Origin of the sequence: Aromatoleum toluvorans (assembly GCF_012910905.1) — a bacterium.
GTDB classification, from domain to species: Bacteria; Pseudomonadota; Gammaproteobacteria; order Burkholderiales; family Rhodocyclaceae; genus Aromatoleum; species Aromatoleum toluvorans.
The window spans coordinates 17,380-31,013 of the sequence record NZ_WTVN01000014.1 but is presented as its reverse complement, the minus strand read 5'-3'; the positions used below and the strand labels follow the sequence as shown (position 1 = coordinate 31,013).

The following is a 13,634-nucleotide window of genomic DNA, read 5'->3' as shown; positions in this document are numbered from 1 at the left end:
CGGATGATTCACGGAATCGGCACGGACATCGTTCACGTTGCGCGCCTGAAGGCCGCCCTGGAGCGGCATGGCGATCGCTTCGCCGCGCGCATCCTCGCCGAAGGCGACGGAGAGCGGGCGGGGTTCGGGGCCAGCCGGGATCCGGCGCGCTTCCTTGCCAAGCGATTCGCTGCCAAGGAAGCGTTCGGCAAGGCCTTGGGGACCGGCGTCGCCGTGCCGGCAACGCTTCACGCGGTGAGGGTCGGGCACGATGAGCTCGGCAAGCCGGTCTACCTGTTCGATGACGGGCTTGCCGCCTACATGCGGGAGCGTGGCCTCACCGCCCATCTGAGCCTGAGCGACGAAGCCGACTATGTCGTCGCGTTTGCGCTGATCGAGAAACCATGAACTCCACTGTTGAAAACAAGATCCGCCTGCCTCTCGGACCGGTGATGCTCGACGTCGCGGGGACGACCCTGACGGACGAGGAGCGCGAGCGCCTGTGCGATCCGCTGGTGGGCGGCGTGATCCTGTTCGCGCGCAATTTCACCGGCTGCGAGCAGCTCTCGGCGCTGACCGCGGACATTCATGCGCTGCGCGACCCGGCGCTGGTGATCGCGGTCGATCACGAAGGCGGCCGGGTGCAGCGTTTTCGCACCGATGGGTTCACGCGCCTGCCGTCGATGCGTCGGCTGGGGCAATTGTGGGCGCAGGACCATGTCGCCGCGCTCGATGCTGCGCGCTCGGTCGGCTTCGTCCTTGCTGCCGAGTTGCTGGCCCACGGTGTCGATCTCAGCTTCGCGCCGGTGCTGGACCTCGACTACGGCGGCAGCCGGGTGATCGGGGACCGTTCCTTCCACCGCGATCCGCAGGTCGCCGCGACGCTTGCCCAGGCGCTGGCCGCGGGCATGGCCGAGGCGGGGATGGGCTGTGTGGGCAAGCATTTTCCCGGACATGGTTTCGTGGAAGCCGACTCGCATCTGGAAATCCCCGTCGACGAGCGCGACTTCGACGCGATCTGGAACGAGGACATCGTTCCGTATCGGCATCGCATCGGCCGGCAGCTCTCCGGCGTGATGCCGGCGCACGTGATCTATACGAAGGTCGATCCGAATCCGGCGGGCTTCTCGCGTTTCTGGCTGCAGGACGTGCTGCGCGGACGTGTCGGTTTCAAGGGCGTGGTGTTCAGTGACGACCTGACGATGGAGGGGGCGGCGGTTGCCGGTGACATCCTCGCGCGCGCGAAGGCGGCCCATGCGGCAGGTTGCGACATGGTGCTGGTGTGCAACCGCCCCGATCTGGCCGCGGATCTGCTGGATCGCTGGGTACCGGACGTGCAGCCGGAAAGCCGGGCGCGTATCGAGGCCTTGCGTGCCCGTCCGCAGTTCCCGGATGCCTTCGCGCTCGAACTGAGCCCGGTCTATCAGCAGGCGCGCGGGATCGTCGCGGAGATCCCGGAAGAGACCGCCTGAGCCACCATGACCGACTCCGCGGCGCCTTTCGACGCCAAGGCCTTCCTGAAGACCGTACCCGAGGAGCCCGGTGTCTATCGCATGATCGGCGCCGAGGAGCGGGTGCTCTACGTCGGCAAGGCCAAGAATCTCAAGCGGCGGGTGTCGAGCTATTTCCAGCGCACGCAGCCCAGCCCGCGCATCGCGATGATGGTGGCGCAGATCCAGCGCGTCGACGTGACAGCGACGCGCTCCGAGGCCGAGGCACTGATCCTCGAGAACAACCTCATCAAGAGCCTCGCGCCGCGCTACAACATCCTGTTTCGCGACGACAAGTCCTACCCTTACATCGAACTGTCCGCCGACGGGTTCCCGCGCCTCGCCTACCATCGCGGTGCGTTCACGAAAGGCGCGCGCTACTTCGGGCCGTTTCCCAACGCCTGGGCCGTGCGCGAAAGCATCCACCTGCTGCAGAAGACCTTCCAGCTGCGCACCTGCGAGAACTCGGTCTTCCAGAACCGCTCGCGTCCCTGCCTGCTGCATCAGATCAAGCGCTGCACCGCGCCGTGCGTGGGCCTGATCGACAGTGACGACTACGCCGCCGACGTGAAGCTCGCGGCACGCTTCCTCGACGGGCGCGCCTCCGAAGTCATCGACGACCTGACCGTGCGCATGCATGCCGCCGCCGAGCGCCTCGCGTTCGAGGAGGCGGCCGCGATCCGCGATCAGGTGCGCGTGCTGCAGGCAGTGCTGCAGCGCCAATATGTCGATAGCCGCAAGGACGAGGATGTCGATATCATCGCTGCGGTCGAGGAGGGGGGGCTGACCTGCGTGAATATCGCGATGGTGCGCGGCGGACGGCATCTCGGCGATCGCCCCCAGTTTCCGAGTGCGGCAGCGGGCTGCGGTGCGCTCGACGGTGCCCTCGCCTTTGTCGAGCAGCACTATCGGGACCACGGCATGCCGGCGCGGGTGCTGCTCAACGTTCCGCTGGAACCGGTGAAGGCCTTGATGACCGAGATCAGCGACAAGCCGGGCGGGCTGGTCGTGCCGCGCAATGCGGCGGAAAAGGCGTGGATGGAGATGGCGGAGAACAACGCACGGCTCGCGATCCTCGCCCGCGCGCGCGACACCGGGCGCAGCGAGGCGCGCCTGGAGGCGCTGCGCGACGCGCTAAATCTGCCCGAGGCGCCCCGGCGCATCGAATGCTTCGACATCAGCCACACGATGGGCGAGGCGACGGTCGCCTCGTGCGTCGTGTGCGTCGATGGCGCGATGAAGAATTCGGAGTACCGCCGTTACAACATCGCGGGCATCACCGGCGGCGACGACTTCGCGGCGATGCGGCAGGTGCTCGAGCGCCGCTACGGCAAGGTCGCGGCCGGCGAAGGGCTGTGTCCGGACCTGATCCTGATCGACGGCGGCAAGGGGCAGGTCAGTTCGGCCCTGGCGGTGCTGACCGAGGTCGGACTGGAGTCCATCGCGATGGTCGGTGTCGCGAAGGGCGAGGAGCGCAAGCCGGGCCTCGAGACGCTGATCTTCCCCGACGGGCGGACGCCGCTGAATCTCGCATCGGATCATCCGGCCCTGCACCTGATCCAGGAAATCCGCGACGAGGCACACCGTTTCGCGATCACCGGCCACCGCGCGCGCCGGGCCAAGGCACGCATCGGGTCGCGGCTGGAAGACATCCCGGGCGTCGGTGCGACCCGCCGCCGCAACCTGCTCGCGACCTTCGGCGGACTCGACGGCGTGCGCGCCGCGACGGTCGAGGATCTATGCCGCGTCGATGGCGTGAGCCGAAAGCTCGCCGAAGCGATATACAATGCCCTGCATTGACATGCAGTTGTCGCATTTCTTTCATTTTCTCGATGCAGATCAACATTCCGAACTCGCTGACCTGGGCGCGCATCGCGCTGATACCGCTCTTTGTCGGCGTCTTTTACCTTCCGGAAAGGTGGGCTGATCTGCAGGAAAAGAACCTCGCCGCGACACTGATCTTCATCGTCGCGGCAGTCACCGACTGGTTCGACGGTTATCTGGCGCGCGCGCTGAACCAGACCTCCGCTTTCGGCGCCTTTCTCGATCCTGTCGCCGACAAGCTGATGGTGGCGGCGGCGCTGATCCTGCTCGTCCAGCTGGCGCGCGTGGATTCAGTGATCGCCGTCGTCATCATCGGGCGCGAGATCACGATCTCCGCGCTGCGGGAGTGGATGGCCCGCATCGGGGCGTCCGCAGGCGTCGCCGTCGCCTTCGTCGGCAAGCTGAAGACTGCGGCGCAGATGACCGCGATCCCGCTCCTGCTGTACGACGCACCCTTGCTGCACCTGAACGTCAGGGTGGTTGGCGAGGTGCTGATCTATGTGGCGGCGGCCTTGACCCTGTGGTCGATGGGGTACTACCTGCATCGTGCAATGCCCCATCTGGCGAACGAAGGGAACAAATAGTGTGTCCGCCGATGCTGGGCAGGGGCGGCGGCGCACGGTAGAATGCCCAGCCCTCGCGGGCCGGGATGGTGAAATCGGTAGACACAGCAGACTTAAAATCTGCGGCCCTTGGCGTACGGGTTCGAGTCCCGTTCCCGGCACCACAACGCGTCGGCACGTGTCCGTCTCACATTTGTCCGACTCCGGAAGTTCACGTGATCGTTCTCGACCTCAGCTGCGAGCATGAGCACCTCTTCGAGGGGTGGTTCGCTTCGTCCACAGCTTTCGAGGACCAGCGCGAGCGGGGACTGGTCTCCTGTCCGGTGTGCGGGTCGACGACCATCTCGCGCCGCCCCTCCGCGCCCTACGTGAACACCGGCGCCTCGGCGCCGGTGCGCGATCGGGTGGCGCCGACTCAGCCCGCGATGAGCCGGCCCGCTCCGGTTGCGGCCGAGCCGGATGTCGTGGCGGCCGCCATGGCGATGCTCCGTCGCCTGGGGCGCGAATCCGAGGATGTGGGCGACCGTTTTGCCGACGAGGCGCGCCGCATTCATCACGGCGAGAGCCAGGCGCGCAATATCCGTGGCCGTGCGACGCGCGACGATGTCGGCGAATTGCTCGACGAGGGCATTGCCGTGCTGCCGTTGCCGGCGGACGAGGATCTGCACTGAGCCGGGGTGCCGGCAGCGATTCAGCAGTGCGCCTCGACCAGGGGAATCCACATTTCGTCGGCGGAGAGCCCGCCGTGAACACCGATCATCGCGTGTTCCTGCTCGCCCGCGACGTGGTCGCGTAGCGTCCAGCCCGGCTCCATCAGCAGCGCATGGCTGCCGACCCGTTCCTGCAGCCGCGGATGCGGCCTCCCCGGGCCGAATAGGCCGAAGCCGATCAGGTCGGCCGAGCGCGACACGGTGGCCTTGCCTGCCAGGCATTCACGCGCCATCTGCTCGAAGTCCCGATCGGCGCCCTGGCGCACGGCGCAGAAGGTCGCGCGCCGCTCGCCGAACAATGGTGCCGCGAGCATGCCGTGCAAACCGGGCAGCGTGTCGAGGTCCATCGCGCATTCGGGAGGCGAGTCGATGAAACCGTGGTCGGCGGTCAGGACGATATCCGTATTGCTGCCCTGGAGCCGGTCGATGAGCTGGTTGAACGCAGCATCGATGCGCCCGAAGTGCGTGACGACTTCGTTGGAATTGCAGCCGTAGGCGTGGCTGAGGCCGTCGAAAGTCGGATAGTAGGCGTGCACCAGCATCCGCCCGGTCCCGCTCGCGGCGATCGTCCCGACGATGGCGTCGATCATCCCTTGCAGGCCCTTGTACGCGACCGTTTCGGCGCCGCGGCTGTGACGGGACGAGTAAGGCGAAAACGCGAGATCGCGGGGCGAGATGAAGACCGACGGGTGTTTGCGTCGCTGGAAGAGCGTGCGGTAGGAAAACAGGCGGGGCAGGGCGAGGGGTGTCCTGAGCGGGGAGCGATCACGGCGCATGGTCGGCAGCGGCGCGATGACGCCGCCGAAGCGTCGGTCGCGGATGAACCACCCGGTCAATCCGTGGCGGGCTGGTGCGAGGCCGGTCATCGTCGTCGTGACGGCGCTCGCGGTGGTGCTCGGGAACACCGAGGTGAGCCGGCCGGTGCGGTGTGCGAGCAGTGCGCCGTTTGTGCCGGTGCGCTGCAGGAACATGTCGCCCAGGCCGTCTATCAGGATGAAGACAAGCTTGCGCGGGGCTGTATCGACACGAGAGGCGGTGGCGGGCGCCCCGGGCGGCTGCCACGGTCGGCCGTCAAGATAGTCGCGGATTTGTCGGATCAGGGCGAACAGGCCGCCGTCACGGTAATCCGGGAGCACGGCGTGCTGCGGGAGAGCGATCCTTCCCGGATCGGAAAAATCGGGGTGACGGACGCGGGGCATGGCGGGTACTCTGCAAAGACAAAAAGGGAAGGTGCATCCGCACCTTCCCTTTGTCAAATGCTGGAGCGGGAAACGAGTCTCGAACTCGCGACCTCAACCTTGGCAAGGTTGCGCTCTACCAACTGAGCTATTCCCGCGTGTACTTCTGGAGGCGCGAGCCGGAGTCGAACCGACCTACACGGATTTGCAATCCGGTGCATAACCGCTTTGCTATCGCGCCACTTGTCTGGACTGACTTTCCGATGCGTCTCGATCGGAGGAAAGGCTTTACGGAGCCTTTCCGAGAATCTGGAGCGGGAAACGAGTCTCGAACTCGCGACCTCAACCTTGGCAAGGTTGCGCTCTACCAACTGAGCTATTCCCGCGAAAGACCGCCATTATAGGTCGTATTTTGGCGGCGTCAACTGCCTTTGGTCATTTTGTCTTCAGCGATCGCGCGGCGGCTTTTTCTTCCCCGGCTTGAAGCCCGTGCCACGCGTGTCGCGGCGCTCGCCGTGGAAGGATTTGTCCGCATGCGGGCGATCGCCGGTCGGCTTGCCTGCAGGCTTGTCCCAAGGCTTCGCGAAAGGCTTGCGGGGGGCGTCTTCGCGACGGTGATCGGGCTTCGAGCCGAAGCGCGGGCCGGGGCCGGGCCGCGGGCGGGCCGCGTCGCGCTGCGCCTCGTCGTGGTCGAGCGCGCGGATGTTGAGCTGACGCTGCCGGACGCGCACGCGGCGCAGGATCTCGAGCACGTCCTGCGGCAAATCGCTCGGCAGCTCTACGGTGCTGTAATCCTCGTACAGGTTGATCTGGCCGATGAAGCGGCTCTCGATGCCGGCCTCGTTTGCGATCGCGCCGACGATGTCCTTGGGGGTTGCCTGCTGGTTGCGGCCGACCTCGATGCGGTAGCGCTGCAGGTGGCCGTCGGAGAACTCGCGCCGACGCTGGAGGATCGCGTCGCGGTTCTCGCGCGGCGGGCGCTCCGGGCGCGGAGCCGATTGCATCGCGATGTCCGGTCCGCTGCCAGGCAGTTGCAGGGGGCGTTCGCGTTGCGCGAGGAAGGCGAGCGCGGCGGCGATGTCGTGGATGTCGGCATCGTGGCTGTCTTCCATGCCGGCGACGACCTCGTGGAAGAAGTCGAGGTCCTCGGATTCGAGCACGGTGGCGACCTGCTGGCGGAAGGCGGCAACCCGCTTGTCCGCGACGGCTTCGCGCGATGGCAGCTGCAGCGGTTCGATCGGCTGGCGCGTCGCCCGCTCGATGACCTTCAGCATGCGCGCCTCGCGCGGTGCGACGAAGAGGATGGCGGTGCCGGTGCGGCCCGCGCGTCCGGTGCGGCCGATGCGGTGGACGTAGGCCTCGGTGTCGTACGGAATGTCGAAGTTGATGACATGGCTGATGCGCGGCACGTCCAGGCCGCGTGCGGCCACGTCGGTCGCGACGACGATGTCGAGGCTGCCGCCCTTGAGCTGCTCGATCACGCGTTCGCGCAGCTGCTGGGTCATGTCGCCGTTCAGTGCCGCCGCTGCGTAGCCGCGCGCCTCGAGCTTCTCGGCAAGCTCGACGGTCGCGGTCTTGGTGCGCACGAACACGATGGCGGCATCGAAGTCTTCCTCGACCTCGAGGATGCGCGTGAGCGCGTCGAGCTTGTGCGCGACCGCGATCTGACAGAAACGCTGACGAATGGTAGTCACCGTCGCCGTCGCGGCCTTGATCTTCACCTCCCGCGGCTCGCGCAGGTAGCGGTGCGCGACGCGCCGGATCGCGTCGGGCATTGTTGCGGAGAACAGGGCCGTCTGCCGTTCGACTGGTACGTGCTCGAGGATCCACTCGACATCGTCGATGAAGCCCATGCGCAGCATCTCGTCGGCCTCGTCGAGCACGAGGGTCCTGAGACCGTCGAGGTTGAGGCTGCGGCGCTCGATGTGGTCCATGACGCGCCCCGGGGTGCCGACGACGACATGCGCGCCGCGGCTCAGCTGGCGCAGCTGCACGACCATGCTCTGGCCGCCGTAGATCGGCAACACGTGGAAGCCGGGCAGGTTCTTCGCGTAACGCTGGAACGCCTCGGCGACCTGGATGGCGAGTTCCCGCGTGGGCGTGAGCACGAGGACCTGGGGCTGCCGCACGGCGAGGTCGAGGCGGTCGAGCAGGGGCAGGGCGAACGCCGCCGTCTTGCCGGTTCCGGTCTGGGCTTCGCCCAGCAGGTCGTCGCCCGCGAGCAGGTGCGGAATGCAGGCCGCCTGGATGGGCGACGGGGTCTCGTATCCGATGCCGGCCAGGGCTTCGAGGATCGCGGGGCTCAGCTCGAGCTGGGCAAAGGATTCGACGGTGGGATTCATGGGCGTCCGAGAGTGGGGAAGATGGAGGGACGTACCGGCTGTGCGTGCATCGTACCGAATTCGCCCGGAGTGGCGTCGACGGCCCGCGAATGCGGACCGGATTGCCCGGTCCGCGTGGGCCCGTTCAGGCGCGCAGCGTTGCGGTGCGGTGGGCCTGGAGGATGGGCAGCAGCTGGCCGAAGATCTTCGGCGTGCCGGCGACGACGTTGCCGGTTTCCATGAAGGCCGCTTCGCCGGCCAGATCGCTGACGAGTCCGCCTGCTTCCTGGATCAGCAGCACGCCGGCCGCCATGTCCCAGGGTTGCAGCCCCATTTCCCAGAAGCCGTCGAGACGGCCGCAGGCGACGTAGGCCAGGTCGAGCGACGCCGCGCCCGGGCGGCGGATGCCGGCGGTTTTCTGCGTGAGGTCCTTGAACATCCCGAGGTAGGCGTCGACGTTGTCGAATTCGCGGAACGGGAAACCCGTGCCGATCAGCGATTCGTTCAGGCGGACGCGCTTCGAGACGCGGATGCGGCGGTCGTTGAGGAATGCGCCGCGGCCCTTGGTGGCCGTGAAGAGTTCGTTGCGCGTGACGTCATAGATGACGGCCTGCTCGAGCACGCCGCCTTTCGCCAGGGCGATCGAGATCGCATACTGGGGGAAGCCGTGGATGAAGTTCGTCGTGCCGTCGATCGGATCGATGATCCACTGGTAATCGCTGTCGGACGACTCGGCGGACACGCCGGACTCCTCTGCTAGAATGCCGTGCTCCGGGTATGCTTCGCGCAGGACCTCGATGATGGCGGCTTCGGCAGCCTGGTCGACCTCGGTGACGAAATCGTTCGGAGACTTCGCCTGGACCGACACCTGGTCCAGCTGCAGCGAGGCGCGATTGATGATGGAGCCCGCGCGGCGGGCGGCTTTCACTGCGATGTTGAGGGTGGGGTGCATGCGCGTCGGTCTCGCTGGAGTCGGGGGCCGGTGAGCGCCCCGCTCGGAAGAATTCCAATAAAACGAAGTATTTTAATATGAACGGCGCCATCGCGCTCGACCGCATCCGTATCGTACTTTCCCGTACCAGCCATCCCGGCAACATCGGCGCCGCTGCGCGCGCGATGAAGACGATGGGGCTGAGCCGGCTGTGGCTGGTCGAACCTTCCTCCTTCCCCGATCCGGTGGCGGACGCGCGCGCGTCCGGGGCCGGCGATCTCCTGGCGGCCGCGCGGGTTGTCGGCTCGCTGGAGGAGGCGCTCGAAGGCACGATCCTGTCGGCCGCCGTCACGGCACGACGGCGCGAGCGCTCGGTGCCGGTGCGCAACGCGCGCGAGGCCGCTCCGGAGCTGGTGTCGTTCGCCGGTAAGGGCGAGGTTGCGCTGGTGTTCGGCAACGAAACGAGCGGGCTCACGAACGACGAGGTCGGGCTCTGCTCGATGCCGGTGACGATTCCGGCCAACCCGGCTTTTTCGTCGCTCAATCTCGGCGCTGCGGTGCAGTTGCTGTGCTACGAGCTGCGGATGACGGCGCTGGACCCGGTGCCGCCCGCGGAGCCGCTGCCGGACCTGGCCCCGTTCGAGGACGTGGAAGGTTTCCATCGCCATCTGGAAAGGGCGATGACGGCCAGCGGTTTCTACGATCCGGCCAATCCGAAGCGCCTGCTGCAGCGGTTGCGGCGCCTGTTCGGTCGCGTCCGGCTCGAAAAAGAGGAAGTAAACATCCTTCGCGGCATTATTAGTGCGTTTGAGCGCAAAGCTGACTAAAATCGTCGGGAATTGACATTCGGACACCGGAGCAATCATTCATGTTCAGCCGCCTGCGCGAAGATCTGGCCAGCGTTCGCGAACGCGACCCCGCCGCCCGCTCGACCTGGGAAGTGCTGACCTGCTACCCCGGCGTGCACGCGCTGTTCCTGCACCGCTTCGCGCATGCGGCATGGACGCGCGGGTTCTACTGGGTCGGGCGTTTCGTCAGCCACGTCAGCCGTTTCCTCACCGGGATCGAGATCCACCCGGGGGCCACGATCGGCAGGCGGGTCTTCATCGATCACGGCATGGGCGTGGTGATCGGCGAGACGGCCGAGATCGGCGACGATTGCACGATCTACCAGGCGGTGACGCTGGGCGGCACCTCGCTCTATCGCGGCACCAAGCGCCACCCGACGCTGGGGAAGGGCGTCGTGATCGGTGCGGGCGCCAAGGTGCTGGGCGGGTTCACGGTTGGCGATGGCGCGCGCGTCGGCTCCAATGCCGTCGTCGTGAAGCCGGTGCCTGCGGGCGCGACCGCCGTGGGCAACCCGGCGCGCGTCATCGAACCGGATCGCGACAACGCGCGTGACCGTGCGCGCGAGCAGAAGGCCGAGCAGATGGGGTTCTCGGCCTATGGCGTGACGAAGCAGATGGATGATCCGCTGACGAAAGCGCTGCATGGCTTGCTCGATCATGCGGTGGAGACCGATCGCCGCATCCAGTTGCTGGTCGAGCGGCTCGAGAAGGCGGGTTTCAGCCTCGATGCGACGATCGAGAAGAGCGACGAATTCGACGCGCAACGCCTATCGAAGATGGTTGATTGAGTGACATCCGAGTAGTTGACTGATTTTGTCGGGCTCCGTATAGTTGAGCGAAACGTTCGGGTATTTTCCCGGGCGAGAATCTCCGCGATAGAAGGAGCTCCAACATGAGACTGACGACCAAAGGACGATTTGCCGTCACCGCCATGATCGATCTGGCGTCGCGCCAGGGTGAAGGTCCGGTGACGCTGGCGGGTATTGCCGACCGGCAGAAGATCTCGCTGTCGTATCTCGAACAGCTGTTCGGCAAGCTGCGTCGTCACAAGCTGGTCTCCAGTGTGCGGGGCCCGGGCGGCGGCTATCGGCTGGCGCGCGACATGTCGCGCATCACCGTCGCCGACATCATCGTCGCGGTGGATGAGCCGCTCGACGCGACGCAGTGCGGCGGGAAACAGAACTGTCAGGACGAGCATCGCTGCCTGACCCACGATCTGTGGGCGAACCTCAACAAGCGCATGTACGAGTATCTCGACTCGGTGACGTTGAATGCGCTGGTCCATCGCGAGATCAAGCCGGATCCGGACATGAGCGTGCTCAAGGACGTGCGCCGGCGCGCGATGGTCGCGATGCGCGAGGCGGCTGCGGCCTGACACGGGATCGCGTCAGCGTGTTCACCCCCGTCTATCTCGACTGGAACGCTACCGCGCCGCTCGATCCGGCTGTGCGCGAGGCGATGCTGCCGTGGCTGGGCAGCCGCTTCGGGAATGCGTCGAGCCGGCATGAATATGGCCGGCAGGCGCGTGCGGCAATCGACGAGGCGCGCGCCAAGGTGGCGGCGGCGGTTGGCGCGCACGCGACCGAAGTGATCTTCACGAGCGGCGGTACCGAAGCGAACAACCTGTTCGTGAAGGGGGCTGCGGGCCTGACGAAGCCCGGGCTGATCGCGATCAGTGCGATCGAGCATCCCTGTGTGCGCGAGCCGGCGAGGCAGTTGCGGCGCGCCGACTGGACGGTGCGCGAGATCGCGGTGGACCGTACGGGGCTGGTCAAGAGTTCCGACTGGCAAGCCGTGCTGGCGGCAAAGCCGGCGCTCGTGTCGGTGATGCTCGCGAACAACGAGACCGGTGTGCTGCAGGATGTCGCGACGCTGGCGCGGGAAGCGAGGGAAGCGGGCGCCTGGTTCCACACCGACGCGGTGCAGGCCCTGGGCAAAATCGGCGTTGATTTTCGCGCATTGGGTGTCAGTGCGATGACGCTGTCGGCGCACAAGGTGGGTGGTCCGCTGGGCGCGGGTGCCTTGGTGGTCGACAAGCGGCTGGAGCTTGCGCCGCTGCTCGCCGGCGGCGGGCAGGAGCGCGGTTTGCGCTCCGGCACCGAGAACGTGGCGGCGATCGTCGGCTTCGGCCTCGCCTGTGAACTGGCGGCGGCGCGCGTGTCCGAGGAAAATGCGCGCTTGTCCGCGCTGCGCGATCGTCTCGAGGCGGGATTGGCCGGGCACGGCATGCGGATTTTTTCCGCCGGCGTGCCGCGCCTGCCGAATACCGTATTCTTCGCCGCCCAGGGGCTGGACGGCGAAACGCTGGTGGCCAGGCTCGATCGCGCCGGGTTTGCATGCGCGAGCGGTTCCGCGTGTTCGAGCGCGAATCCGGAGCCATCGCACACCCTGCTCGCGATGGGCGTCGAGCGCGAGATCGCGCGCGGTGCCGTGCGGGTCAGCCTGGGACGCGATACGCGCGAGAACGACGTGCTCGATTTCCTGGCCTGCCTGAGCCGGCAAATCGCCGAACTGAATAACCTGACCGCAGTGGCGGTCCAATAATCGAACGACCGACGGAGGAATACCGATGCTGAAGTTCCCGATCTACCTGGATTACTCCGCCACAACGCCGGTCGATCCGCGCGTCGCGCAGGCGATGATTCCGTGGCTCACCGAGCATTTCGGCAACCCGGCGAGCCGCTCGCATGCCTACGGCTGGGAAGCGGAGAAGGCAGTCGAGGACGCGCGCGAGCAGATCGCCGCGCTGGTCAATGCGGACGCGAAGGAAATCGTGTGGACGTCGGGCGCGACCGAGTCGAACAACCTCGCGATCAAGGGCGCCGCGCAGTTCTACAAGGGCAAGGGCAAGCACATCATCACGGTGAAGACCGAGCACAAGGCCGTGCTCGACACCTTCCGCGAGCTCGAGCGCCAGGGCTTCGAGGCGACCTATCTCGACGTGCAGGAGAACGGCCTGATCGATCTGGCGGCGTTCAGGGACGCGCTGCGCCCGGACACGATCCTCGTGTCGGTGATGTTCGTGAATAACGAGATCGGCGTGATCCAGCCGATCGCCGAGATCGGCGAGATCTGCCGCGAGAAGGGCATCACTTTCCACGTCGATGCCGCGCAGGCGACGGGCAAGGTGGAGATCGACCTGCAGACGCTGAAGGTCGACCTGATGTCCTTCTCGGCGCACAAGACCTACGGCCCGAAGGGCATTGGCGCGCTCTACGTGCGCCGCAAGCCGCGCGCTCGCCTCGAGGCGCAGATGCACGGCGGCGGCCACGAGCGTGGCCTGCGTTCGGGCACGCTGGCGACCCACCAGATCGTCGGCATGGGCGAGGCCTTCCGCATCGCGCGCGAGGAGATGAAAGTCGAGAACGAGCGTATCCGCATGCTGCGCGACCGCCTGCTGAAGGGCCTGCAGGACATCGATGCGACCTATGTGAACGGTGACCTCGAGCAGCGCGTTCCGCACAACCTCAACATCTCCTTCGCCTATGTCGAGGGCGAATCGCTGATCATGGCGGTCAAGGACATCGCGGTGTCGAGCGGCTCGGCCTGTACGTCGGCGAGCCTGGAGCCGTCCTACGTGCTGCGCGCGCTGGGGCGCAACGACGAGTTGGCGCACAGCTCGATCCGCTTCACGATCGGCCGCTTCACGACCGAAGAGGAAGTCGATTACGCGATCCGTCTGCTGCACGAGAAGATCGGCAAGCTGCGCGAACTGTCGCCGCTGTGGGAAATGGTGCAGGAAGGCGTCGATCTGAATACCGTGCAGTGGGCAGCCCACTGAGCACTTGAG

General features: G+C 66.5%; 13 protein-coding genes and 4 tRNA genes. 11 read left to right on the top strand and 6 right to left on the bottom strand.

Annotated features, from left to right (window positions below; all coding sequences use genetic code 11):
• Positions 1 to 3: 3 nt before the first annotated feature.
• The 6 genes from acpS (at position 4) to GPA22_RS10720 (ending at position 4,527) form a co-directional block, all read left to right on the top strand.
• Entirely contained in the window at positions 4 to 387 is a 384-nt protein-coding gene (acpS, locus tag GPA22_RS10745; RefSeq protein ID WP_169256072.1) for a holo-ACP synthase, read from the top strand.
• On the top strand, positions 384 to 1,451 hold the full coding sequence (nagZ, locus tag GPA22_RS10740) for a beta-N-acetylhexosaminidase (RefSeq protein ID WP_169256071.1): 1,068 nt from the start codon (positions 384 to 386) through the stop codon (positions 1,449 to 1,451). Before acpS ends, nagZ begins: the two co-directional genes overlap by 4 nt.
• A 6-nt stretch (positions 1,452 to 1,457) precedes the next feature.
• Positions 1,458 to 3,269 (top strand): excinuclease ABC subunit UvrC, encoded by a 1,812-nt coding sequence (gene uvrC / locus GPA22_RS10735; protein ID WP_169256070.1) that lies wholly within the window; start codon positions 1,458 to 1,460, stop codon positions 3,267 to 3,269.
• A 32-nt stretch (positions 3,270 to 3,301) separates the two neighbouring features.
• Entirely contained in the window at positions 3,302 to 3,877 is a 576-nt protein-coding gene (gene pgsA, locus GPA22_RS10730) for a CDP-diacylglycerol--glycerol-3-phosphate 3-phosphatidyltransferase (protein ID WP_169256069.1), read from the top strand.
• Between the two features lie 59 nt (positions 3,878 to 3,936).
• Positions 3,937 to 4,020, top strand: a tRNA-Leu gene (locus GPA22_RS10725).
• A gap of 51 nt (positions 4,021 to 4,071) precedes the next feature.
• Complete coding sequence (locus GPA22_RS10720) at positions 4,072 to 4,527, top strand: DUF1178 family protein (RefSeq protein ID WP_169256068.1); 456 nt, start codon at positions 4,072 to 4,074, stop codon at positions 4,525 to 4,527.
• Positions 4,528 to 4,547: 20 nt separating this feature from the next.
• On the opposite strand, the gene GPA22_RS10715 is transcribed toward GPA22_RS10720, so the two are convergent.
• The 6 genes from GPA22_RS10715 to GPA22_RS10690 all read right to left on the bottom strand — a co-directional run bounded on the left by GPA22_RS10715 (position 4,548) and on the right by GPA22_RS10690 (position 9,017).
• A complete protein-coding gene (locus tag GPA22_RS10715; RefSeq protein WP_169256067.1) occupies positions 4,548 to 5,765 on the bottom strand; it encodes an alkaline phosphatase family protein in 1,218 nt (405 codons plus the stop codon).
• Between the two features lie 61 nt (positions 5,766 to 5,826).
• Positions 5,827 to 5,902: transfer RNA gene (locus GPA22_RS10710), tRNA-Gly, on the bottom strand.
• A 9-nt stretch (positions 5,903 to 5,911) separates the two neighbouring features.
• Positions 5,912 to 5,985: transfer RNA gene (locus tag GPA22_RS10705), tRNA-Cys, on the bottom strand.
• 69 nt (positions 5,986 to 6,054) lie between these two features.
• Positions 6,055 to 6,130: transfer RNA gene (locus GPA22_RS10700), tRNA-Gly, on the bottom strand.
• A gap of 60 nt (positions 6,131 to 6,190) precedes the next feature.
• Complete coding sequence (locus GPA22_RS10695) at positions 6,191 to 8,086, bottom strand: DEAD/DEAH box helicase (protein ID WP_169256066.1); 1,896 nt, start codon at positions 8,084 to 8,086, stop codon at positions 6,191 to 6,193.
• Between the two features lie 124 nt (positions 8,087 to 8,210).
• Entirely contained in the window at positions 8,211 to 9,017 is an 807-nt protein-coding gene (locus tag GPA22_RS10690) for an inositol monophosphatase family protein (RefSeq protein WP_169256065.1), read from the bottom strand.
• Positions 9,018 to 9,094: 77 nt separating this feature from the next.
• On the opposite strand from GPA22_RS10690, the gene GPA22_RS10685 reads away from it, so the two are divergent.
• From GPA22_RS10685 to GPA22_RS10665, 5 genes are all read left to right on the top strand, one after another.
• Positions 9,095 to 9,823 carry an RNA methyltransferase gene (locus GPA22_RS10685; RefSeq protein ID WP_169256064.1) on the top strand — a complete coding sequence of 243 codons (729 nt, stop codon included), beginning with the start codon at positions 9,095 to 9,097 and terminating at the stop codon, positions 9,821 to 9,823.
• A gap of 41 nt (positions 9,824 to 9,864) precedes the next feature.
• Complete coding sequence (gene cysE / locus GPA22_RS10680; protein ID WP_169256063.1) at positions 9,865 to 10,632, top strand: serine O-acetyltransferase; 768 nt, start codon at positions 9,865 to 9,867, stop codon at positions 10,630 to 10,632.
• A gap of 104 nt (positions 10,633 to 10,736) precedes the next feature.
• Entirely contained in the window at positions 10,737 to 11,219 is a 483-nt protein-coding gene (gene iscR / locus GPA22_RS10675) for a Fe-S cluster assembly transcriptional regulator IscR (RefSeq protein WP_169256062.1), read from the top strand.
• A 17-nt stretch (positions 11,220 to 11,236) separates the two neighbouring features.
• Complete coding sequence (locus tag GPA22_RS10670; RefSeq protein ID WP_169256061.1) at positions 11,237 to 12,388, top strand: aminotransferase class V-fold PLP-dependent enzyme; 1,152 nt, start codon at positions 11,237 to 11,239, stop codon at positions 12,386 to 12,388.
• Positions 12,389 to 12,413: 25 nt separating this feature from the next.
• Positions 12,414 to 13,625: an IscS subfamily cysteine desulfurase gene (locus GPA22_RS10665; protein ID WP_169256060.1), complete on the top strand. Its 1,212-nt coding sequence runs from the start codon at positions 12,414 to 12,416 to the stop codon at positions 13,623 to 13,625.
• Positions 13,626 to 13,634 lie beyond the last annotated feature (9 nt).